Origin of the sequence: Paraburkholderia sp., from assembly GCF_047605525.1 — a bacterium.
GTDB lineage: Bacteria > Pseudomonadota > Gammaproteobacteria > Burkholderiales > Burkholderiaceae > Paraburkholderia.
In genome coordinates, this window is record NZ_JASGFN010000006.1 from 1 (window position 1) to 20,818 (window position 20,818).

Consider the following 20,818-nt stretch of genomic DNA (forward strand, 5'->3'; position numbering starts at 1 on the left):
GTTGCGGTTGCGGTTGCGGTTGCGGTTGCGGTTGCGGTTGCGGTTGCGGTTGCGGTTGCGGCTGCGGCCATGCCTGCGGCTCACAACTCCACAACTCACGCAATCGCGCAGCATTATCCCACCGCGCCGGCCCGCGCCGCGCGCCGGTACAATCACGCGATGACTCCCCGCGACCTCACCTTCGTCCTCGGCGGCGCGCGCTCGGGCAAGAGCGCGCACGCCGAACGGCTCGCCGGCGACAGCGCGCTGCCCGTCACCTACATCGCCACCGCCCGCGTCACCGACGACGCCGAATTCAGCGCGCGCATCGCGCATCATCGCGCGCGCCGGCCCGCGCATTGGGGCCTCGTCGAAGCGGATCACGATCTCGCCGGCGCGATCGCGCAACACGACGTGCCGGGCCAGTGCCTGCTGATCGACTGCCTGACGTTGTGGCTCGCGAACCTGCTGTGTCCCGCCGACGGCGCCACGCCGCCGCTCTCGCACTATCACACGCAGGCCGCCGCGCTCGAAACGGCGCTCGCCGAAGCGCGCGGCAAGCTCATCGTCGTCAGCAACGAAATCGGCCTCGGCGTCGTGCCGCTCGGCGCGGCCACGCGTCTTTACGTCGACGAACTCGGGCGCATCAATCAGCGCATCGCCGCGTTGAGCAGCACCGCCACGCTGATGGTCGCGGGCCTGCCGCTCGCGCTGAAAGGCGTGGGCCGCGCGTAATGCCGATGCTGACGATGCCGCTGATCGCGACGCTCGCCACCCTGGGCGTGGCCGTCGACCGCTGGTTCGGCGAGCCGCGCCGCGCGCATCCGCTCGTCGGCTTCGGCAACTGGGCCGCGCGCATCGAAGCGCGCTGCAATCGCGGCCGGCGTCTGCGGTTGAAGGGGCTGTTCGCATGGGGGCTCGCGGTGCTGCCGCCGGTGCTGATCGCGTGGTGGCTGGTCGCCGTGCTGCCGTTTTTCGCGGCCTGCGCGCTGCACGTCGCGCTGCTGTGGTTCGCGCTCGGCGCGCGCAGCCTGCGCGATCACATCGCGCCGATCGCGCGCGCACTCGGCCAACACGATCTCGCCACCGCACGCCTGCTGACCGCGCGCATCGTGTCGCGCGATACCACACGAGCCGACGAAGCCGCGCTCGCGCGCGCCGCGGTCGAATCGGCGCTCGAGAACGGCAACGATGCGATCTTCGGCGCGCTGTTCTGGTTCGCGATCGCGGGCGGACCGGGCGCGCTCGCCTTCCGCCTCGCCAATACGCTCGACGCGATGTGGGGTTATCGCACGCCGCGCTATCTGCGCTTCGGCTGGGCCGCGGCCCGCATCGACGACGTGCTCAACTGGATTCCCGCGCGCCTGACCGCCACGAGCTACGCGCTGCTCGGCGATACGCTGACCGCATGGCGCTGCTGGCGCGAGCAGGCGCCGCGCTGGGACAGTCCGAACGCGGGTCCGGTGATGGCGGCGGGCGCCGGGAGCCTCAATGTGCTGATCGGCGGCCCGGCGGTGTATCACGGCGCGCTCGAACAGCGGCCGACGCTCGGCTTCGGGCATCCCGCCGAGGCGCGCCACGTGGGCGCCGCGTTGATGCTGGTCGAGCGCACGATGATTCTCTGGCTGGCCGTGCTGATCGTGCTGGCGTTGCTGAGCGTGCCGTTTCATGGCTGAGCGGATGAATGAGCGCATGACCGACCACACCGATAAGCCCATGACCGCTCCGCTGCCGCCCCACCCGAGCGCGGCAGCCGGTCCGATCGCGCACGGCGGCAACCTGCACGAAGCGGCGACGCGCTACGGCATCCCGTACGCGCACTGGCTCGACCTGTCGACGGGCATCAATCCGCACGGCTATCCGGTGCCGCCGGTTCCCGCCGATGCATGGCGCCGCCTGCCCGACGAAGGCGACGGCTTCGCCGCGCGCGCGGCGCTTTACTACAGCGCGCCCGATGCCGCGCACGTGCTGCCGGTCGCCGGCAGCCAGGCGGCGATTCGCGCGCTGCCCGCGCTGTTGCCGCGCGCGACGGTCGGCATCGCGCCGCTCACGTACGGCGAATATGCGCCCGCGTTCGCGCGTGCCGGCCACCAGGTCGCGCCACTCGACACGCGGGGCGACACGCTGCCCGCCGCGCTCACGCACGTGGCGATCGTGAATCCCGACAACCCGACGGCCACGCATCTCGACGCCGGCAGACTGCTGCGCTGGCACGCTCAACTGAGCGAGCGCGGCGGCACGCTGCTCGTCGACGAGGCATTCGCCGATGCGCTGCCGGCTGCGTCGCTCGCCGCGAGCGCGTATCGGGATGGGCTCATCGTGCTGCGCTCGCCGGGCAAGTTCTTCGGTCTTGCCGGCGTGCGCGCCGGCTTCGTGCTTGCCGCGCCCGCGTTGCTCGCAACGCTGCGCGATACGTTGGGCGCATGGACGGTCAGCGGCCCCGCGCGTCACGCGGTAAGCGCCGCGTTCGCCGATACCGCGTGGCAGGTGCAAATGCGCGAACGGCTCGGCAGCGAAAGTGCGCGACTCGTCGCGCTATTGCATGCGTGCGGTTTCAGCACGCGCGGCACACCGCTTTTCGCATGGACCGACGATGCACGCGCCGCCGCACTACATGAAGCACTCGCGCGGCGCGGCGTGTGGACACGGCTTTTTGCGCCATCATCTGTTGCGCCATCATCTGTTGCGCCGTCGGGCAGCGTGCGTTTCGGGCTGCCCGGAACCGAGGCCGAATGGAGCCGCTTCGAACGACATCTGCAAGAAGCAATGCGCGCGATCGATGCCACGCAAACGGGTTAGCGTGGCATTTGCGTCAATTTCGCCACGCCCCCGACCTGCTCAACGTTTCGTGAACCGTCCTCGTCCGATGATCCGCTTCGCCCGCTCACTCCGCTGCGCCGTGAACCCGCGCCGCTTCATCCGCATCGTCCGCTTGTGCGGCGCCGCGTCGCTCGTCATCACCACGCTGACCGCGCATGCCACCATCACCGTCACCGACGACACCGGCGCGACCGTCACGCTTCCCGCTCCCGCGCAGCGCGTCATCAGCCTCGCGCCGCATGTGACCGAACTGCTCTACGCGGCGGGCGGCGGCGCAAAAATGGTCGGCGCGGTGTCGTACAGCGACTACCCGCCGCAAGCAAGGCAGTTGCCGCGCGTCGGCGACAACAAGGCGCTCGACCTCGAGCGCATCGTCGCGCTGAAGCCCGATCTGATCGTCGTATGGCGGCATGGCAATGCGCAGCGTCAGCTCGATCGGTTGCGCGAACTGCACGTCCCGCTCTTCTTCAGCGAACCGCGTCGTCTCGACGACGTCGCCGTCTCGCTGACGAAGCTCGGCGAATTGCTCGGCACCTCGGCGAGCGCGGATGCGGCGGCGGCAACGTATCGCGCGCAGATCGCGAGTCTGCGCGCGCAGTACGCGAACCGTGCGCCCGTCAGCGTGTTTTACCAGGTATGGGACCGGCCGTTGATGACGCTCAACGGCGAGCACATGATCAGCGACGTGATCGCGCTATGCGGCGGGCGCAACGTATTCGCGGGACTTCAGCCGCTCGTGCCGACCGTCTCGACCGAAGCGGTGCTCGCGGCGAATCCGGAGGCCATCGTTACCGCCGCGCCCGGCGCGACCCGGCCCGACACGACGCTGCCGCAGCTCGCGACGTGGCGCGCGTGGCCCGGCCTTGAGGCCGTCGCGCACAACAATCTGTTCGCCATCGACGGCGATCTGATCAACCGTCCCGCGCCGCGCATCGCGCAAGGCGCGCGGCAGCTCTGCGAGGATCTGGAACTCGCGCGCTCGCGCAGAAAGCCGCGCGCGCCGTGACAGCGGCGGGGCGCCTCGTTCTTATCCGCCATCCGCCGCGTTACACGCGCCCAGGAACCCGCTCAGGCATTCCACCGCACCAGCGCCCACTGCTGCGTCTCGTCATTGCGCCGCAGCCACACGACCCCTGTCATATCGAGCGACCATTGCAGGCAACGCGCGAGCGGCACTTCGAGCACGCACGACGCGATCGCGCGCATCACGCCCGCATGCGTGACCACATACGCGGGCGATAGCTCGCGCGTCTGCGCGAACGCATCGAACCATGCATGCACGCGCGCGGCGAACTGCGCGACGCTCTCGCCGCCGTGCGCGCGCGCATGCTCGAAGTCGGCGGCCCAGTCGTCGAGCTGCGCGCGATCGATATCGTCCCAGCGCTGCGTTTCCCAGTCGCCGAAATCCATTTCCTTCAGATTCTCGTCGTGGCTGACCACGCAGCCGAAGTCGTTCGCGATCTCGGCCGCGAATGCCGCGCAGCGTGTGAGCGGACTCGAGATCAGCACGCGCGGCGCCGGCACCTGCAACGTCGCGAGCCGCAACGACAACGCGCTCGACGACACCTCGGCGCTTTCGGCCAGCGCGACGTCGCTGTGGCCGTAACACACCCCCGCATCGAGCGCGACAGCGGGATGACGAATCAGGACGATATCCATGCAAGCCCCACCAGATAGATGCTCAATTCGAAGATCTGTTGTGCGAAGCCGAGGCAATCGCCGGTATAGCCGCCAATGCGTCTGACGAAATAACGGCCGATCACGAAGCGCAGCGCGAGCAGCACGGCGCACGTGAACGCGGCGAAGCGCCAGGCGGGCGCGCCGGGTCCGTCCGGCCATAGCAGCCACGGCAAACCGAACAGCGCCGCGCACAGCAGCGCGGGCCCGGAGAGGCGTTGCGCGACCGGCTTCGCCTTGCCCTCGGCGCGCACGTAGTCGAGGGTGGCCAGATAGCTGATCGCGCACGCGCGGCTCGCGCCGTGCGCCGCAATCATCAGACTTGCGGCACGCAGCGGCGGCAATGCCGCAAGCGTTTGCCACTTCAGCGCCAATGCGATCACGAGCGCGACGGCGCCAAATGCGCCGATGCTCGAGTCATGCATGATGCGTAATGCATCTTCGCGCGTATAGGCGCCACCGAACGCATCGACGCAATCGGCGAGACCGTCCTCATGAAAAGCACCGGTGACGAGCAGCGACGCGGCCATCGACAGCAGCACCGCGACGCCGGCCGGAAACACCCGCAGCGCGGCGAGATAGACGAGCGCGCTGAAGCCGCCGATCAACACGCCGACGAGCGGAAAATAGCGCGCCGCCGCGTTCAGATAATGCGGCTCGTAGCCGACCCAGCGCGGCACGGGCACACGGGTGAAATAACCGAGCGCCGTGAAGAAATAGCGCAGTTCCGCAAGCGGGTTCATGAACGGGCCGGGTGCCTGTGAGGTGCGATGCGGGTTCTCGCGACGCGCGTCGTCACGCGCGGATCAGGCATCGCGATCCGCGACGCCCGCCGAATCGAAGCTCGCCATCTCGTTGACGAAGGCCGCCGCCGCGCGCAGCAGCGGCACCGCGAGCGCCGCGCCGGTACCTTCGCCGAGCCGCATGTCGAGCGACAGCAGCGGCTGCGCGCCGAAATGATCGAGCATGCGGCGATGCCCGGTCTCGTTCGACGCATGCGCGAACACGCAGTACTCGCGCAGCTCGGGCGAGAACGCGTCGGCGACCAGCAGCGCCGAGGTCGCGATGAAGCCGTCGACCAGAATCGTCATGCGTGCTTCGGCGGCGGCAAGATAGGCGCCCGCCATCATCGCGATTTCGAAGCCGCCGAACGTCGCGAGCACGTCGAGCGGCGCGCGCGCATCCGCGTGACGCGCGAGCGCCGACGCGAGCACGTCGCGCTTTCTCGCGAGCCCGGCGTCGTCGAGACCGGTGCCGCGGCCGACGCATTCGTCGACCGGCATGCCGCACAGCCGGCTCATCAGGCACGCGGCCGCCGACGTGTTCGCGATCCCCATCTCGCCGAAGCCGATCACGTTGGTGCCGAGCGCCGCGTGATGGCGCACGCGCGCCGCGCCGGCCTGCATCGCGGCGAGTGCTTCGTCATGCGTCATCGCGGGTTCGTGCGCGAAGTTGCGCGTGCCGGCGGCAAGCGGAATGTCGACGAGTCCGTCGGTGGACGGCAACGGCGTCGCGATACCCGCGTTGACCACTTCGAGTTCGAGGCCCGCGACGCGGCTCAGCGCGTTGATCGCCGCGCCGCCCGCGAGGAAATTCGCCACCATCTGCGCGGTCACCGCTTGCGGATACGGGCTCACGCCTTCGGCGGCGATGCCGTGATCGCCGGCGAACACGATCATCGCGGCACGCTCGACGCGCGGATGCGTGGTGCGCTGAATCAGGCCCATCTGCCGCGCGAGCGTTTCGAGCCGGCCGAGGCTGCCGGGCGGCTTGGTGCGCGTATCGATGATCCGTTGCAACTCGGCGCGCAGCGTCTGATCGAGTGGCGCGATCTCGGGCAAACCGGCCGGGCGAGGAAAGCGAGTCATAGGTGTCGTCGGAGAAGAGAATGTCGGGATAAAAATCAGCCTGACGCAGTGTCATGGCCGGCCGGCGATTCGTGATGCAAGCGCAACGCGGGAATCAGCGCCTCGTGTTCGCCGTCGCGAATCAGAATCAGCGGATAGCCGAACACGCGGCTCGTCAACGCGGGCGTCAGCACGTCGCGCACCGGCCCGGCATACGCGCTGCCCTCGCCGTCGAGCAACAGCGCGTGCGTCGCGAAGCGGCGCGCGAGGTTCAGGTCATGGCACGAGAACAACACACTGCGCGCCGTGTCATGGTGCGGCTCGCGCGTCCACGCAACAAGCGCTTCGAGACAGTCGATCTGATGATGCAGGTCGAGATGCGACAACGGTTCGTCGAGCAGCAGGAGCGGCGCGTCCTGGCACAGCACCGCCGCGAGCGCGACGCGCTGACGCTCGCCGCCCGACAGCAACAGCACGTCGCGCGCGGCGAGTGCCGCGAGGCCGAGCCGTTCGAGCGCCGCGTGCGCGATCTCCCGATCCCCGTCGCCCTCCCAGCCCCAGTCGCCCAGATGCGGGAAGCGGTTCAGCAGCACGACGTCGAACACGCTCGCGCCGAACGCATCGGCCGCGCTTTGCGGCATCAGCGCGCGGCGCCGCGCGAGCGGCAGCGGCTGCCAGTCGGTCACCCGCACGCCGTCGAGTTCGACATGACCGGCCGACGGCCGCGACAATCCGGCGAGCGTCGACAGCAGCGTCGTCTTGCCCGCGCCGTTCGGCCCGGCGATGCACCAGATTTCGCCCGCGTGGAACGCGTGCGTGAACGCGTCGAGCAAGGTGCGCGCGCCGGCGCGCAGCGTCAGGCGTTGCGCGCTCAGACCTGAAGCGGATGAAATGTCGTGGGTTCGAATCATCGGCGGCGCCTCAGGAGCATCCAGAGAAACACCGGCACACCGACCAGCGACGTAATCACGCCGACCGGCAATTGCGCGGGCGCGATCGCGGTACGCGCGATCAGGTCCGCGCCCATCACCGCGACGCCGCCGCCGAGCACGGCGGCCGGCAGCAGCATGCGTTGATCGTTACCGAACGCGAGCCGCAGCATATGCGGCACGACGAGGCCGACAAAACCGATCGTGCCCGCGGTCGTCACCGCCGCGGCCGCCGCGAGCGACGCGACCAGATACACGCGCAAACGCAGCGGCATCACCGCGACACCGAGCGCCTGCGCGGCCGCGTCGCCGCGCAACAGCACGTTAAGACGCGGCGCGGCCGGCACGATCGCGACCAGAGCGAGCGCCAGCGCGGCGAGCGCGGTCCACGGCAGCGCGCCGCCGTTGAGGTCGCCGGTCAGCCAGAACAGCATGCCGCGCAGCCGGCTGTCGGGCGCGAGATTGAGCAGCAGCGTGATCAGCGCGCCCCACCCCGCCGCGATCACCGCGCCGGTCAATAGCAGACGCGGCGACGTGTCCTGCGGCTCGCCGCGCCACAATTCGCGCCGCGCGAGACCGAGCACCAGCAGGATCGACACGAACGCGCCGGCGAACGCGCTCGCGTCGACGATCCACCATGCGCCGCCCGCGATCATCGCGACGAGCGCGAACGTCGCCGCGCCGCCCGACACGCCGAGCACATACGGTTCGGCCAACGGATTGCGCAGCAACACCTGCAGCAGCGCGCCGGCAAGCGCGAGCAACGCGCCGCATGCGAATCCGGCGAGCGCGCGCGGCAGACGCAATGTGCGCACGATTTCGCCGGCCAGATCATCGCCATGCGCGGTGCCCACGGCCACGCCGCCGATCGCATGCGAGGGCGCCAACGCCGCGAGCACGCGCGACGGCGCGAGCGGCACGCTGCCGAGCGCGAGCGACGCGACCAGCACCGCCACGGCAACGAGCGCGAGCCCGAGCCAGATCGCGGCCGCGCGCTTCGCGCTCATCGTCCGCATGGCGGTGGGCAGCAACCCGGGCGCGCGGTTCATCCGCGTGCGCTCACGGATTTGCCAGACCCGGCGCGCGCGTCACTGCTGCTGCCAGCCGAGCGTGACATACGCACCGCGGCGCGGCGAGTTATATGAGTAGGCCGTTTCATAGTCCTTGTTCAACAGGTTCTGGATTTGCGCGCTCACGTACCACGCTTTCGTGATGTTGTAGCGCGCCGCCAGATTCACGACGCCGTAGCCGCCCAGGTTGCCGTTGCTGTCGATGCTCGGGCCGCTGACGATCCACTCGCCGCCGACGCGCCATGCGCCGATGCTGCGATTGATCGCAAGCGAGCCGAAGCGCCGTGCGCGCCGCACGAGGTCGACGTCGTTGTCGAGGTCGACGGGATTCTGCAGCGTCAGCGACGCGCGCACGTCGGTCTTGCCGACGTGACCGCTCCACGATCCCTCGAGTCCCTGCACCTTCGCATGGCCGACGTTCTCGGCCAGATAGATGCCGGGGATCGTCTGCACGTAGTTGATCAGGTTCGAGTAGCGCGTCTGGAATGCGCTCACGCGCATCACGCCGAGCGCATCCGATGCGTACTGCAAACCTGCCTCCACCGAATGACTGCGCTCGGGCTGGATCGACGGATTGCCGCTCAACGGATAGTACAGATCGTCGAAGCTCGGCGCGCGAAACGCATCCGAATAGCTTGCGGTTGCCTTCCAGTGCGACGTGATGTCGAAACCGTAGCCAAGATAGTAACTGTTCGCTCCGCCGAAATCGGAATACTGGTCGTGCCGCACGTTGGCCTGAAGCTGGTTGCGGCCGAAACGCGCGGTGTAGCCCGCGAACACCGAATCGACGTGACGGTCGGGCGCGGCGAACGTATCGGAGTCGAGGCTCTGGTCGAGATGTTCGTAGCCGGCCTGCAGCTTCTGATGCGCGGCGAGCGCGAAATCGTTCTGCCACGTGTACTGGCGATTGTCGGTATCGAAGCGGCCGTTGTAGATGCCGTTGGTGTTCGACACGCTGCGGTCGTCGCCCTCGGCGACCGTGAAGTGCGTGGTCCACCAGTCGGTCAGCTTGCCGTTCGCGAACACCGACACCTGGCGCACCCTGCTGTACAGATTGTTCAGATCGGTCGGCATGCCGTACGCGTTGTCGTAGCTGTCGTTGCCGTTCGCCTGGAAATAGCGCACGCCCGCATCCCAACTGTCGTTGAACTTGTGACGCAGCGACGCCGAGATGCTCTCGTTCAGATAGCCGTTCGCATTCGGATTCGCCCCCGGTGCCTGGTTCGGATTGAGCGACGAAAAACCGTCGTCCTTGGTGCGCGCGAGCGCGATGCTGAAGGTCGTGCGGCCGTCCTGATCGAGCGCGCCGTTCACGCCCGCGGTCTGCGTCTGCGTGTGATAGCTGCCGTAGCCGACCGAAAAGTTGAAACGCGGCGGATGATCGCCGCCGTCCTTCGTGAACACCTGCACGACCCCGCCGATCGCGCCCGAGCCGTATAACGCGGACACGTTGCCGTTCACCACTTCGACGTGATCGATCTGATCGAGCGGAATCTGCGCGATCTGCGCGGAGCCGAGGCTCACCGAGTCGACGCGCACGCCGTCGATCAGCAACAGCGATTGCGTCGACGACGCGCCGCGCAAATAGAGGCTCGCCGTCGAACCGGGGCCGCCCGTGCGCGAGATCTGCGCGCCGGGCGCGAGTTGCAGCAGGCCGGGCAGATCGGTCGCGGTGGTGTCGGCGATGTCCTGCTGATCGAACTGCGCGGTTTGCGGAATGGCATCGGCGAGCGCTTGCGGTCCGCGTCCCGCGGTCACGACGATCGGCGAGAGCACGGGAGCCGATTGAGCGGCGGCGGCGCTCGCGTTGGCGGCCGTGGCAGACGAACTGTCGGATGAGGGCGAAGCCGGGGACGAAGCCGCGGCAGGCACGGAAGAGGCCGAAGCCGCGGGTTCAGCGCTTTGCGCATGCACGACGAGCGGCAGACCCGCGGAAGCGAGCAACGCCGCGCGGGCGATGGGGGACAGCATGGGATGACATTCCTGTGGATAGCGTGCGCGGCCCGCTTCCCCGCAGGCCGACGCGTAACGAGGCGCCCCCGATGTTTAACGTTTTCGCGGGCGACGTCCTCTCCCTCTGGCCGGTATCCGGGCTGCGACGCATCGGTCCCGCCTTCCCACGCGTGACGCGCAGTGGCACACTCGCACGTTGAACTTCCAACCTGCGACGAGGACCGACCTGCATGAGAGCATGCGGTCGCTTACCGTTGCGGGGGCAGCGCAGGTTCGCGCGTCCGGTTTTCGAAACCCGCGCGCGCCCTGCTTCCCGTTTAACCGCGCGCGCGGAAAAGCACGCGCGGGCACCAGAGTGCGGCAAGTTTAGGAGCGGCCTCGACGGGCGTCAAGAAAGGTTGGCCCGCGAACCAACCGTTCCGTTGAACGCGGCGCATGGTCCGGCCGGCGACGCGTTTTTCATCTTATGGTCGGGAAAAAAGTGTGCAAGAAGCGATGTTGTTACGTCTCGAAACGAGACAATTGTCGGAACCTGTAATATTCCGCGCTAAAATGCGATGTCTTTAGAGGACGCAGCACATGCTCACCGAACTCGAATCACTCTCCCAGAATATCGGCAAGCTGATTGCGATCAGCCAGCGCCACAACGAAGCGCGGGCCGCGCTCGAAGAGCAGCTCGCGCACTCGCGTGCCGAAGTGGAAACCACGCGTGCGGAACTCGCGCAGTTGCGCGCGGAGCGTGACGCCTTGCAGGCCGAACGCGACACGCTGTCCGCCAAGATCGACGACGCTCAGGTGCGTCTGAATGCGATTCTCGAAAAATTGCCGCGCGCTCGCGCGAGCAGCGAACCGGATAACCAGCTCGATCTGCTCGAGTCCGCTCAGCCCGCGGGCGACGAAGCGGAAAGCGACGTGAGCCGCCACGGAGAAAACGCATGACCACCAAGCAGATCGAAGTATCGATTCTCGACGTACCGTATCGTCTCGCCTGCTCGCCGGAAACGGAAGGCGCGCTGCTCGAGGCGGTCGCGCGCGTCGACGCGGAAATGAAGAAGATCCGCAGCGCCAGCAACGTGCGAGGCACGGATCGTATTGCGGTCATGGCCGCGCTGTCGCTGGCATCGGAACTGCTTAAGCTGCAAACCAGCGTAAGGCATGGAGAAGCATTTCCCGCTGAAGAAATCCGGCGTACAATGCAGCAAATGAACGAGCAGCTGGATACTGTGATTCAGCAATACAGCATGCAGTAAGCCGTAGCGCGCGGGTCTGAACCGGTCGCGCATTCAACGAGGTAGCGCGAAAGCAGTACTTGTGCGTTGCTTTTCCGAAGTACATGAGAAGATCGCGGCAAGCATTTGAGTTCAATCGTTAAATGGTTTGGTTGTAGCTTTATCGGTTTTGCTTCCCTGCCTGGTTCGCCAAGGTCATATATTCCTTGAACCAATGCCATGTGCACGGTTGCGGAAATTTGTAGCACGGGTGTGCGCGTCACTCAGTCTGATGTACCCGAAGTGTTGCTAACTGCGACCAATTCTGAACCCTCGGTTCAGGATGCCGGCCTAGCGGCTAAGGCGGGGACCTTATCTGGAACGGCATCGGACTTCGATTCGATGCCGTTTTTCTTTGCGGTGCCGTCTTTTTCGTGCCGTTTTTTAAGCCCTTTTTTGCAGGCAGCCGTTCGTTCCCGCGCATCGCTTAATCTCTAACGTTCAATTCGATTCATGCGCTACTGGCTGATGAAGTCCGAACCGGACGAAGCGAGCATCGACGATCTCGCCAACGCACCGCATCGCACGCTGCCGTGGACCGGCGTGCGCAACTATCAGGCGCGCAATTTCATGCGCGACGTGATGCAGATCGGCGACGGCGTGCTCTTCTATCATTCGAGCTGCCCCGAGCCCGGCATCGCGGGCATCGCGGAAGTGTCGTCCACCGCTTATCCGGATCCGACCCAGTTCGACAAGAAGAGCCCTTACTACGACGCCAAATCGTCACCGGAAACGCCGCGCTGGATGCTCGTCGACGTCGTGTTCAAGAAGAAGATTCCGCTGATTCCGCTCGCCGCGCTGCGCGAGCATCCGCAATTGCAGGACATGCGCGTGCTCGCCAAGGGCAACCGTCTGTCGATCACGCCGGTAACCGAGGCTGAATGGCGCTTCATCACTAAACATCTGGTTTAAAGGCGAATTCGACGTTCGACTGCGTTTGATGTCCGGCCGCGTCATGGGGCAAACGCGTGCGCATCGTCCGCGCCGATGTGGCGGCAAATGCCGAATTGGGGAACCAAGCCGGAGCGCGCCGCGCCTAATCCATCAACGAACCAATCGGCGCAATTCAGCGGTTCGCCCAATCGGTTCGCCCCGATCGATCCACACCACGGCCAATCCATCCAGACAGCCCGACCACCCCTACCCCACTCCCAGCGAATCCACCCACCTCGCGCCGCGACACGGCGCTCGCGTCAATCGAGTACAACCTGTTCAAACAAAGGAGTCCAGCAATGACGAAAAAAGCCGCACGGGCCCTCGCACTCGCTCTCGCCTGCACCGCGCCTGTCGCGCTCGCGCTGACCCCGGCCCTCGCTCGCGCGCAGGCCGTCATGCAGCAGCCTTCGGGCGTCCTGTCGCTGAATGCGCAGGCGAGCGCGGAGGTGCCGCAGGACGTCGTCGACATCACGCTGTTTTACGAGCAGGAAGCGAGCGATCCATCCTCGCTCACGGTGACGCTGAACCAACGCGCCGACGCGGCGTTGCAGAAAGCGCGCGGCATCAGCGGCGTAACGGCGCGCACGGGCGCGTTCGCGATCTTCCCGTCGACGGACCGCGACGGGCGCATCTCGACCTGGCGCGGCCGCACCGAGGTCGTGCTCGAATCGCGTGATTTCGCGGCGGCGTCGAAGCTCGCCGGACAGATGGCATCGATCATGCAGGTGGGCAACGTGAGCTTCTCGCTGTCGCCGGAAGCGCAGCGCGCCGCCGAGCAGCGGCTCACCGGCGAGGCGATCAAATCGTTCCGCGAGCAGGCGGCTTCGTCCTCGCAGGCGTTCGGCTTTAGCGGCTATTCGATTCGCGAGGTCAACGTGAATCACAGCGGCGGCATAATGCCGCGTCCGGTCATGATGATGAGCGCGCGCGCGATGGGCGCCGACGCGAAGACGTCGCCGATACCGCTCGAAGGCGGTACGTCGACGGTGACGGTCAACGTATCGGGGTCGGTGCAGATGAAGTGACGTGCGTTGCGGGCCGCGCGTCCGCGAAGATGCAAACACGCAAATAGAAACGCCACTGCATGAATTCATGCAGTGGCGTTTTTCATTAAAGACACGCCGCGGCCGGCCGCCCGGCGGCGCTCAACTTAGCTCGCGCTTACCGCCTGCGCCGGCTCCCGGCGCCCACGGCGATACGCCCACACCATCAGGCCGATGCCCGCGAGAATCATCGGCAACGACAGCCACTGGCCCATCGACAGCCCCATCGCCAGCAGGCCGAGGAAATCGTCCGGCTCGCGCGCGAATTCGACCGTGAAACGCGCGAGCCCGTAGCCGATCAGGAACATCGCGGAAATGGCGCCGAGCGGCTTCGGCTTGCGCGAGAAGAAGATCAGCACGAAGAACAGCACAAGGCCTTCGAGCGCGATCTCGTACAGCTCCGACGGATGCCGCGGCAGCATGTGATATTGCGCGAACACTTCGTTCAGGTGCCATTGCGCGGCCAGTTGCGGATGCGCGGCGAGCCACGCGGCGTCGTCGGGCGCGGCGCCCGGAAACAGCATCGCCCACGGCGCGGACGGATCGGTCACGCGGCCCCACAGCTCGCCGTTGATAAAGTTGCCGAGACGCCCCGCGGCGAGCCCGGTCGGCACCATCGGCGCGACGAAATCGGTGACTTGCAGCCACGAACGCTTGCGCTGATACGCGAACAGCATCATCGCGAACGTCACGCCGAGAAAGCCGCCGTGAAACGACATGCCGCCTTCCCATACCTTGAAGATGTCGAGCGGATGCGCGAAATAGAAGCTCGCCTTGTAGAACAGCACATAGCCGAGCCGGCCGCCGAGGATCGTGCCCAGCACACCGTAGAACAGCATGTCGTCGATATCCTTCGCGGTCCAGCCTTGCGCGGCAATGTACGGCAAACGCAGCCGCAGCCGCGCGACGACGATCGCCGCGACGAACGCGACGAGGTACATCAGGCCATACCAGCGCACGGCGAGCGGCCCCAGATGAATGGCGACGGGGTCGAAATTGGGGTGAATGAGCATCGTGTAGTTATGGGCAGTTCAGGTTCAGAAGCGGTTTTGCAGCGGCGCGAACATCAGTATCGACAATCGGATATCGGATCAACCACGCGGGATCGGGCACGTCATTACGCGCGACCGGCATCGCTAGACACGCGCCGCGACGCTCGCCGCATGAGCACGCACGATCGCGATGAAACCCGCCAGCACCGGACTCACCTCGTCCGTGCGCCAGACGAGGCCCGTCTCGATCGCCGGCACCGACTCGGACAGCGGCCGGTACACGACCCCGGTGCGGCGCAGGTTACGCAACGATTGCGGCACCAGTGCGACGCCCATGCCGGCCGACACGAGGCTGACGATCGTCTGCATCTGGATCGCCTCCTGGCCGATCCGCGGCGTGAGGCCCGCGACGCCGTAGCAATCCATAATGATGTCATAAAAGCCTGGCGCGAGACGTCTTGGAAAGATCACGAGCGGCGCGTCGGCGAGATCGCGCAAGCTGACCGGGGTGTCGAGCCATTCGGCGTCAGGGTCGGCGTTGCCGGCGTTGCCGACGGCGCCCTGCACGCGCTGCGCCATCTCCGTCGACATCGCGATCACCAGCGGCTCGCGCGCGATCGGCAGCCACGACAACTGTGCCGCATGACGCGACGGCAGCGGCGCGATCACGAGACCGGCATCGATGCGCCCAGCCACCAGTTCCTCGACCTGCACGTCGCTCGTCGCCTCGGTCAGCTCGAGCCGCACGCGCGGATGACGCGCGCCGAAATCACGCAGCAGCAGCGGCAACAGGCCGTAGTCCACGGTCGACACGAACGCGAGCGACAGTACGCCCGCTTCGCCGCGCGCGAGACTCTGCGCGAGCGGCCGCAGCCCTTCCGCGCCCGCCAGCAGCCGCCGCACCTCGGGCAGCAGATCGGCGCCGACCGGCGTCAGCTCGACCGAACGCTTGGTGCGCGCGAACAGTTCGACGCCAAGCGTCTCCTCGAGCGCGCGGATCGCCTGCGACAGCGGCGGCTGCGTCATCGACAGACGCGCGGCCGCGCGCCCGAAGTGCTTTTCCTCGGCAACGGTGACGAAATAGCGCAACTGGCGCAGGTCGGGAATCGTCGGCAGCATGATTAATACATTTTACGACTTTGACAGGCCCGAATAATACACGCGACACGCACCACGCAAAACCGTCTGCCCAGCCGGCGCGGCGGCACTACACTGAACGGTGTGCCGGCGCAACGGCCGGTGCATTCGCCGGCGCGGCGTCCCGCGCGGCCCGATCACGAACAGAACAGACTGGAGCGTCCCCATGGCATACAACCGTCGTTCGAAAAACATCACGCAAGGCATCGCGCGCTCGCCGAACCGCTCGATGTACTACGCGCTCGGCTACCAGAAAGAGGATTTCGACAAACCGATGATCGGCGTCGCCAACGGCCATTCGACGATCACGCCATGCAACGCCGGTCTGCAGCGCCTCGCCGACGCGGCCGTCGTCGCGATCAAACAGGCCGATGCGAATCCGCAGACCTTCGGCACGCCGACGGTCTCGGACGGCATGTCGATGGGCACCGAGGGCATGAAGTACTCGCTGGTGTCGCGCGAAGTGATCGCCGACTGCATCGAGACCTGCGTGCAAGGGCAATGGATGGACGGCGTGGTCGTGATCGGCGGCTGCGACAAGAACATGCCGGGCGCCATCATCAGCCTCGCGCGCATGAACGTGCCGGGCATTTTCGTGTACGGCGGCACGATCCGCCCGGGCAACTGGAAGGGTACCGATCTGACGATCGTGTCGTCGTTCGAGGCGGTCGGCGAATTCACCGCGGGGCGCATGTCGGAGGAGGATTTCGAGGGGATCGAGAAGAACGCGTGTCCGTCGACCGGTTCGTGCGGCGGCATGTACACGGCCAACACGATGAGCTCGTCGTTCGAGGCGCTCGGCATGTCGCTGATGTATTCGTCGACGATGGCGAACCCCGACCAGGAAAAAGTCGACTCGGCCGCCGAGTCGGCGCGCGTGCTCGTCGAAGCGGTCAAGAAGGATCTGAAGCCGCGCGACATCATCACGAAGAAATCGATCGAAAACGCGGTCGCGCTGATCATGGCGACCGGCGGCTCGACCAACGCGGTGCTGCACTATCTCGCGATCGCGCATGCGGCCGAAGTCGAATGGACGATCGAGGACTTCGAGCGCATGCGCAAGAAAGTCCCGGTGATCTGCAACCTGAAGCCGTCGGGCCAGTACGTCGCCACCGATCTGCACAAGGCGGGCGGCATCCCGCAGGTGCTGAAGATCCTGCTCGACGCCGGGATGCTGCACGGCGATTGCGTGACGATCACCGGCCGCACGATCGCCGAGGAGCTGAAGGACGTGCCGGCCAGACCGCGCGCCGATCAGCAGGTGATCTTTCCGATCGACAAGGCACTCTACAAGGAAGGCCATCTCGCGATCCTCAAGGGCAACCTCGCCGAGGACGGCGCGGTCGCCAAGATCACCGGCCTGAAGAATCTGGTCATCACCGGGCCGGCGCGCGTCTTCGACGATGAGCAGAGCGCGCTCGAAGCGATCCTCGCGAACAGGATCGTCGCCGGCGATGTTCTGGTGCTGCGCTATCTCGGTCCGAAGGGCGGCCCCGGCATGCCGGAGATGCTCGCGCCGACCTCGGCGATCATCGGCAAGGGGCTCGGCGAATCGGTCGGCCTGATCACCGACGGCCGCTTCTCGGGCGGTACGTGGGGGATGGTGGTCGGGCACGTCGCGCCCGAAGCGTTCGTCGGCGGCACGCTCGCGCTCGTGCAGGAAGGCGACTCGATCACGATCGACGCGCACAAGCTGCTGCTGCAACTGAACGTCGACGACGCCGAACTGCAGCGGCGCCGCGCCGCGTGGCAGGCGCCGAAGCCGCGCTATACGCGGGGCGTGATGGCGAAGTATTTCGCGCTCGCCCAGCCGGCCAACCGGGGAGCGGTAACGGGTTGACGAAAGCGGGCGAAAGCTGACGAGGGTTGGTCGGGGTTGAGGGGCAGGCTGCGCGAACCCGGCCCGACCCGCCGCCGTTCCACGCACAAACGCAAAGGGGCGCACGAGAAACCGTGCGCCCCTTTGCTCTTATAATGCGTGCACCACGAGCCGGGCATCTGAACCGGCGGAGACCATAATGAAATCGACGTCGTATGCAGCCGTATCAGCCGCTGTTGCGCTTGCCATCACATTGAGCGTCGCCAGTCCCGCCATCTACGCCGAGGCCTCCACGGACCTCGCGCTCGCCCAGCAGAAGAACTGCATGAGCTGCCACTCGGTCACGCGCCCGTTCATGGGGCCGGCGCTGCACGACGTCGCGGCGAAATATGCGGGACGCGAGGACGCGGCGACGTATCTGAAGCACAAGATTCTCGACGGCAGCACCGGCGTGTGGGGAACGGTGCCGATGCCCGCGAACACCCAACTCACGCCCGATCAGGCGGCCGTGCTCGCGACCTGGGTGCTGACGCTCAAATAATGGGCGCGTTGCCGATGAACGCCGCTTCATACAGCGTCAAGCGCGGCCCGAGCGCCGTGCAATCTCCTCTTCCACTGCTTCCCGCACCCAGCCGGTCATTTCGGCTTCCAGAGTCTGCGCGACTTCTGTCGTGATCTGACCCACGAGCAGACTCGTATGCCGCTGCAACGCATCGCGGCAGCGCGCCTCGATGAGGCCGCGCCCTTCGCCCGTCAGAAATGCCGCGAAACGTGCGCGCAGACGTTCGGCGATCACATCGGCATCGGGTCGAGGCTGCGCCGACGCGGCCTCGCGCGCGGCGTCATGCACGCCTTCGTGTCCGAGGTCCGGCGGCACGGTGGCGCCGGCCTCGGCCGGCACGGTCGGCTCCGCGCGGTCGAACACCCCCGGCGACACCTCCATGTCTTCATGGACGTCTTCATGTCCATGCCGCACATGCACGCCGTGATGCGGACGCAAGCGCTTTTTCGCATGCGTATGATCGGCCACATGCGGCGGATAAAGCTCGGTCTCGGGAGCGGGAACAGGAGCAGCAACGGGCGCGGCCGGCTGGGCGGCCGGCGCTGCGCCGCCCCCCGACGCCTCGCGCGTCTGGGGGGCGCGGCCCGGCACGAGAATTTCGTGCAGGACCGGAATCGAATTGTCGTTGGGATCGGACACGTGCGCTCTCCGTGTTTGAATCGAAGCGGAAGCAGGCCGCCCGCATGCCATGCTCCGCGACCTAACCGCCCTGCTTGTAGTTGTTCAAAGCATAGCCGCGATCGCGATAGAAACGATAGCGTTCACGGCCCGCGGCAAGTTCCTCGTGTGCGTTACCAACCACTTCGAGCAATCTTTCGAAGCGGGCGAACTGCGCGGGCACCGTCGCGCCGAGATTGAGCAGCACCTGGTGATGCGGCACGTCGTCGAGATTCGCGGCCAGCACAACTGGAGTTTGATCTGCAAGCGGCGTGCCCGCCATGCAGTGCGGCACGAAATCGAGCGGCGAGAAGGTCCACAGCTTTTCGTCGAACGCGCGCAGGCGCGCGGGCTCGGCCAGCACGACGAGCGGCTGGCCCGCCAGATACGCCTTGCGCACGAGGCGGCACGCATATACCAGCGAATCGCCGACGTTCGAGTGAAAGTCGATTCTCGTCATCGGCCGCTCCGCCCCGCTTGCCGCGCGCGGTGCGCGCGCTTACCGCACGGCGTCATTGCCCGGCGCGATCGATCAGGAACTGCGCGAGCAGCGGCACCGGCCGTCCGGTCGCCCCCTTGGCCGCGCCGCTCTTCCACGCGGTGCCCGCGATGTCGAGGTGCGCCCACGGATACGCGTCGGTGAAGCGCGACAGGAAGCACGCGGCGGTCACGCTGCCCGCCGGGCGTCCGCCGATGTTCGCGACGTCCGCGAAGTTCGACTTCAACTGGTCCTGATACTCGTCGTCGAGCGGCAGGCGCCATGCCGGGTCGGCCGCTTCGCGCGACGCGTCGAGCAGTTCGCCCGCGAGCGCGTCGTCTTTCGAGAACAGGCCGCTGTTGTGATGGCCGAGCGCGATGATGCAGGCGCCCGTCAAGGTGGCGATGTCGATCACCGCGGCCGGCTTGAAGCGTTCGGCGTAAGTGAGCGCGTCGCACAGGATCAGACGGCCTTCCGCGTCGGTGTTGAGCACCTCGATCGTGAGACCCTTCATGCTCGTGACGATGTCGCCCGGCTTCGTGGCGGTGCCCGACGGCATGTTCTCGACCGCCGGGATCAGGCCGACCACGTTGATCTTCAGGCCCATTTCGGCGACCGCGCGCAGCGTGCCGAGCACCGAGCCCGCGCCGCACATGTCGTACTTCATCTCGTCCATGCCCTCGCCCGGCTTCAGCGAGATGCCGCCGGTGTCGAACGTGACGCCCTTGCCGACCAGCACCACCGGCGCGGCCTTCGCGGCGCCGCCCTGGTATTGCAGCACGATGAATTGCGCCGGTTCGACCGCGCCCGCCGTGACCGACAGGAACGAGCCCATTTTCAGCGCTTCGCATTGCTTTTCGCCGAGCACCTCGACCTTCAGCTTCCAGTCCTTCGCGAGCTTTTTCGCGGTGTTCGCGAGGTAGGTCGGCGTGCAGACGTTGCTCGGCAGGTTGCCGAGGTCGCGCGTGAGGTCCATGCCGTTGGCGAGCGCGGCGCCCTGCTTCGCGGCGAGCTTGGCGGCCTTCTCGTCGCCGCTGTTGACGCTGAACACGATGCGCTTGAGCGCGCGCGGCGTGTTGTCCGGCTTGCTCTTCATCTGCGTGAAGCGGTAGGTCAGCTCGCGCAGCGCGAGGATCGCGGCGCGCACGCACCAGTCGGAAGTGCGCTCGAGCACCGGCAGTTGCGCGAGCGTGAACGTGACCTGGACGATCTTCGTGCCGAGCAGCGCGCGCCACGCGGCACGCGCCGCTTCGCCGTAGGCTTTCTGGCCGAAAGCATCCTGTTTGCCGAGGCCGACGAGCAGCACGCGCGATGCGCCGATGCCCGACACCTCGTGCAGGAACAGCGTGGTGCCGGCCTTGCCGTCCATGTCGCCGGCCTTGATGATGCGCGTGAGCAGGCCCCTGGTGGCCGCGTCGATCTCCAGCGCGGCGCCCGACAGCGTCTGCGACTCGAACACGCCGATCACGATGCAATCGGATTTCCCGGTCACGAAACCGTTCGTCGAGCCTTTGGTCCAATCACAGGCTTTTATGCTAAAGTCCATCGCGCTTGTCCTCGGATAAAATCTGGGCTTAGGATGAAAGCCGCAATTATCCGCTATTTTTCCCGCGGCGGCTGCACCGGAGGCGTGACGGGAACGAACCCGCGC

At 66.7% G+C, this 20,818-nt stretch carries 21 protein-coding genes, 1 other RNA gene and 1 riboswitch; of the genes, 11 read left to right on the forward strand and 11 right to left on the reverse strand.

The features are described 5' to 3' along the window. Positions 1–159 precede the first annotated feature (159 nt). The 4 genes from cobU (at position 160) to QM685_RS10330 (ending at position 3,805) form a co-directional block, all read left to right on the forward strand. Positions 160–714 carry a bifunctional adenosylcobinamide kinase/adenosylcobinamide-phosphate guanylyltransferase gene (gene cobU, locus QM685_RS10315; RefSeq protein WP_415115412.1) on the forward strand — a complete coding sequence of 185 codons (555 nt, stop codon included), beginning with the start codon at positions 160–162 and terminating at the stop codon, positions 712–714. After that, complete coding sequence (gene cbiB / locus QM685_RS10320; protein WP_415115414.1) at positions 714–1,655, forward strand: adenosylcobinamide-phosphate synthase CbiB; 942 nt, start codon at positions 714–716, stop codon at positions 1,653–1,655. Before cobU ends, cbiB begins: the two co-directional genes overlap by 1 nt. A 40-nt stretch (positions 1,656–1,695) precedes the next feature. Continuing rightward, entirely contained in the window at positions 1,696–2,778 is a 1,083-nt protein-coding gene (gene cobD, locus QM685_RS10325; RefSeq protein ID WP_415115416.1) for a threonine-phosphate decarboxylase CobD, read from the forward strand. Positions 2,779–2,845: 67 nt separating this feature from the next. Continuing rightward, positions 2,846–3,805, forward strand: coding sequence for a cobalamin-binding protein (locus QM685_RS10330; RefSeq protein ID WP_415115945.1), 960 nt, complete (start codon positions 2,846–2,848; stop codon positions 3,803–3,805). A 62-nt stretch (positions 3,806–3,867) separates the two neighbouring features. Here the strand turns inward: QM685_RS10330 and cobC are convergent, their stop codons facing one another. The 6 genes from cobC to QM685_RS10360 form a co-directional block, all read right to left on the reverse strand. Beyond that, entirely contained in the window at positions 3,868–4,458 is a 591-nt protein-coding gene (gene cobC / locus QM685_RS10335) for an alpha-ribazole phosphatase (protein WP_415115418.1), read from the reverse strand. Beyond that, on the reverse strand, positions 4,443–5,219 hold the full coding sequence (locus QM685_RS10340) for an adenosylcobinamide-GDP ribazoletransferase (RefSeq protein WP_415115420.1): 777 nt from the start codon (positions 5,217–5,219) through the stop codon (positions 4,443–4,445). The genes cobC and QM685_RS10340 overlap by 16 nt, the downstream gene beginning before the upstream one ends. 63 nt (positions 5,220–5,282) lie before the next feature. Continuing rightward, entirely contained in the window at positions 5,283–6,344 is a 1,062-nt protein-coding gene (gene cobT / locus QM685_RS10345; protein WP_415115422.1) for a nicotinate-nucleotide--dimethylbenzimidazole phosphoribosyltransferase, read from the reverse strand. Positions 6,345–6,379: 35 nt separating this feature from the next. Then, positions 6,380–7,234: an ABC transporter ATP-binding protein gene (locus tag QM685_RS10350; protein WP_415115424.1), complete on the reverse strand. Its 855-nt coding sequence runs from the start codon at positions 7,232–7,234 to the stop codon at positions 6,380–6,382. Next, positions 7,231–8,301, reverse strand: a complete 1,071-nt coding sequence (locus tag QM685_RS10355) for a FecCD family ABC transporter permease (RefSeq protein WP_415115426.1) — start codon at positions 8,299–8,301, stop codon at positions 7,231–7,233. The genes QM685_RS10350 and QM685_RS10355 overlap by 4 nt, the downstream gene beginning before the upstream one ends. 39 nt (positions 8,302–8,340) lie before the next feature. Further along, on the reverse strand, positions 8,341–10,293 hold the full coding sequence (locus tag QM685_RS10360) for a TonB-dependent receptor domain-containing protein (RefSeq protein ID WP_415115428.1): 1,953 nt from the start codon (positions 10,291–10,293) through the stop codon (positions 8,341–8,343). Between the two features lie 90 nt (positions 10,294–10,383). Beyond that, a riboswitch (cobalamin riboswitch) is annotated at positions 10,384–10,645 on the reverse strand. A 209-nt stretch (positions 10,646–10,854) separates the two neighbouring features. On the opposite strand from QM685_RS10360, the gene QM685_RS10365 reads away from it, so the two are divergent. From QM685_RS10365 to QM685_RS10385, 5 genes are all read left to right on the forward strand, one after another. Next, on the forward strand, positions 10,855–11,214 hold the full coding sequence (locus QM685_RS10365; RefSeq protein WP_415115430.1) for an ATPase: 360 nt from the start codon (positions 10,855–10,857) through the stop codon (positions 11,212–11,214). Next, on the forward strand, positions 11,211–11,525 hold the full coding sequence (locus tag QM685_RS10370; RefSeq protein WP_415115432.1) for a cell division protein ZapA: 315 nt from the start codon (positions 11,211–11,213) through the stop codon (positions 11,523–11,525). The genes QM685_RS10365 and QM685_RS10370 overlap by 4 nt, the downstream gene beginning before the upstream one ends. Positions 11,526–11,675: 150 nt before the next feature. Next, positions 11,676–11,857: non-coding RNA, 6S RNA (gene ssrS, locus QM685_RS10375), on the forward strand. Positions 11,858–11,996: 139 nt separating this feature from the next. After that, on the forward strand, positions 11,997–12,455 hold the full coding sequence (locus QM685_RS10380; RefSeq protein WP_415115434.1) for an EVE domain-containing protein: 459 nt from the start codon (positions 11,997–11,999) through the stop codon (positions 12,453–12,455). Between the two features lie 320 nt (positions 12,456–12,775). Next, positions 12,776–13,504, forward strand: coding sequence for an SIMPL domain-containing protein (locus tag QM685_RS10385; RefSeq protein WP_415115436.1), 729 nt, complete (start codon positions 12,776–12,778; stop codon positions 13,502–13,504). A gap of 125 nt (positions 13,505–13,629) precedes the next feature. Here QM685_RS10385 and lgt read toward each other — a convergent pair whose 3' ends face one another. Further along, positions 13,630–14,535 (reverse strand): prolipoprotein diacylglyceryl transferase, encoded by a 906-nt coding sequence (lgt, locus tag QM685_RS10390; RefSeq protein ID WP_415115438.1) that lies wholly within the window; start codon positions 14,533–14,535, stop codon positions 13,630–13,632. Between the two features lie 123 nt (positions 14,536–14,658). Then, the gene (locus QM685_RS10395; protein ID WP_415115440.1) at positions 14,659–15,633 is read right to left on the reverse strand and encodes a LysR family transcriptional regulator; all 975 of its coding nucleotides are present in this window, start codon (positions 15,631–15,633) and stop codon (positions 14,659–14,661) included. 184 nt (positions 15,634–15,817) lie between these two features. Between QM685_RS10395 and ilvD the strand changes: the two genes are divergently transcribed. Next, the gene (ilvD, locus tag QM685_RS10400) at positions 15,818–17,491 is read left to right on the forward strand and encodes a dihydroxy-acid dehydratase (protein WP_415115442.1); all 1,674 of its coding nucleotides are present in this window, start codon (positions 15,818–15,820) and stop codon (positions 17,489–17,491) included. Between the two features lie 178 nt (positions 17,492–17,669). Then, positions 17,670–18,011 (forward strand): c-type cytochrome, encoded by a 342-nt coding sequence (locus QM685_RS10405; RefSeq protein ID WP_415115444.1) that lies wholly within the window; start codon positions 17,670–17,672, stop codon positions 18,009–18,011. 36 nt (positions 18,012–18,047) lie between these two features. On the opposite strand, the gene QM685_RS10410 is transcribed toward QM685_RS10405, so the two are convergent. The 3 genes from QM685_RS10410 to QM685_RS10420 all read right to left on the reverse strand — a co-directional run bounded on the left by QM685_RS10410 (position 18,048) and on the right by QM685_RS10420 (position 20,713). Further along, positions 18,048–18,671 (reverse strand): DUF2486 family protein, encoded by a 624-nt coding sequence (locus QM685_RS10410; RefSeq protein ID WP_415115446.1) that lies wholly within the window; start codon positions 18,669–18,671, stop codon positions 18,048–18,050. A gap of 61 nt (positions 18,672–18,732) precedes the next feature. Then, complete coding sequence (locus QM685_RS10415; RefSeq protein ID WP_415115448.1) at positions 18,733–19,149, reverse strand: DNA polymerase III subunit chi; 417 nt, start codon at positions 19,147–19,149, stop codon at positions 18,733–18,735. A 52-nt stretch (positions 19,150–19,201) separates the two neighbouring features. After that, entirely contained in the window at positions 19,202–20,713 is a 1,512-nt protein-coding gene (locus QM685_RS10420) for a leucyl aminopeptidase (RefSeq protein ID WP_415115450.1), read from the reverse strand. Between the last annotated feature and the right edge of the window lie 105 nt (positions 20,714–20,818).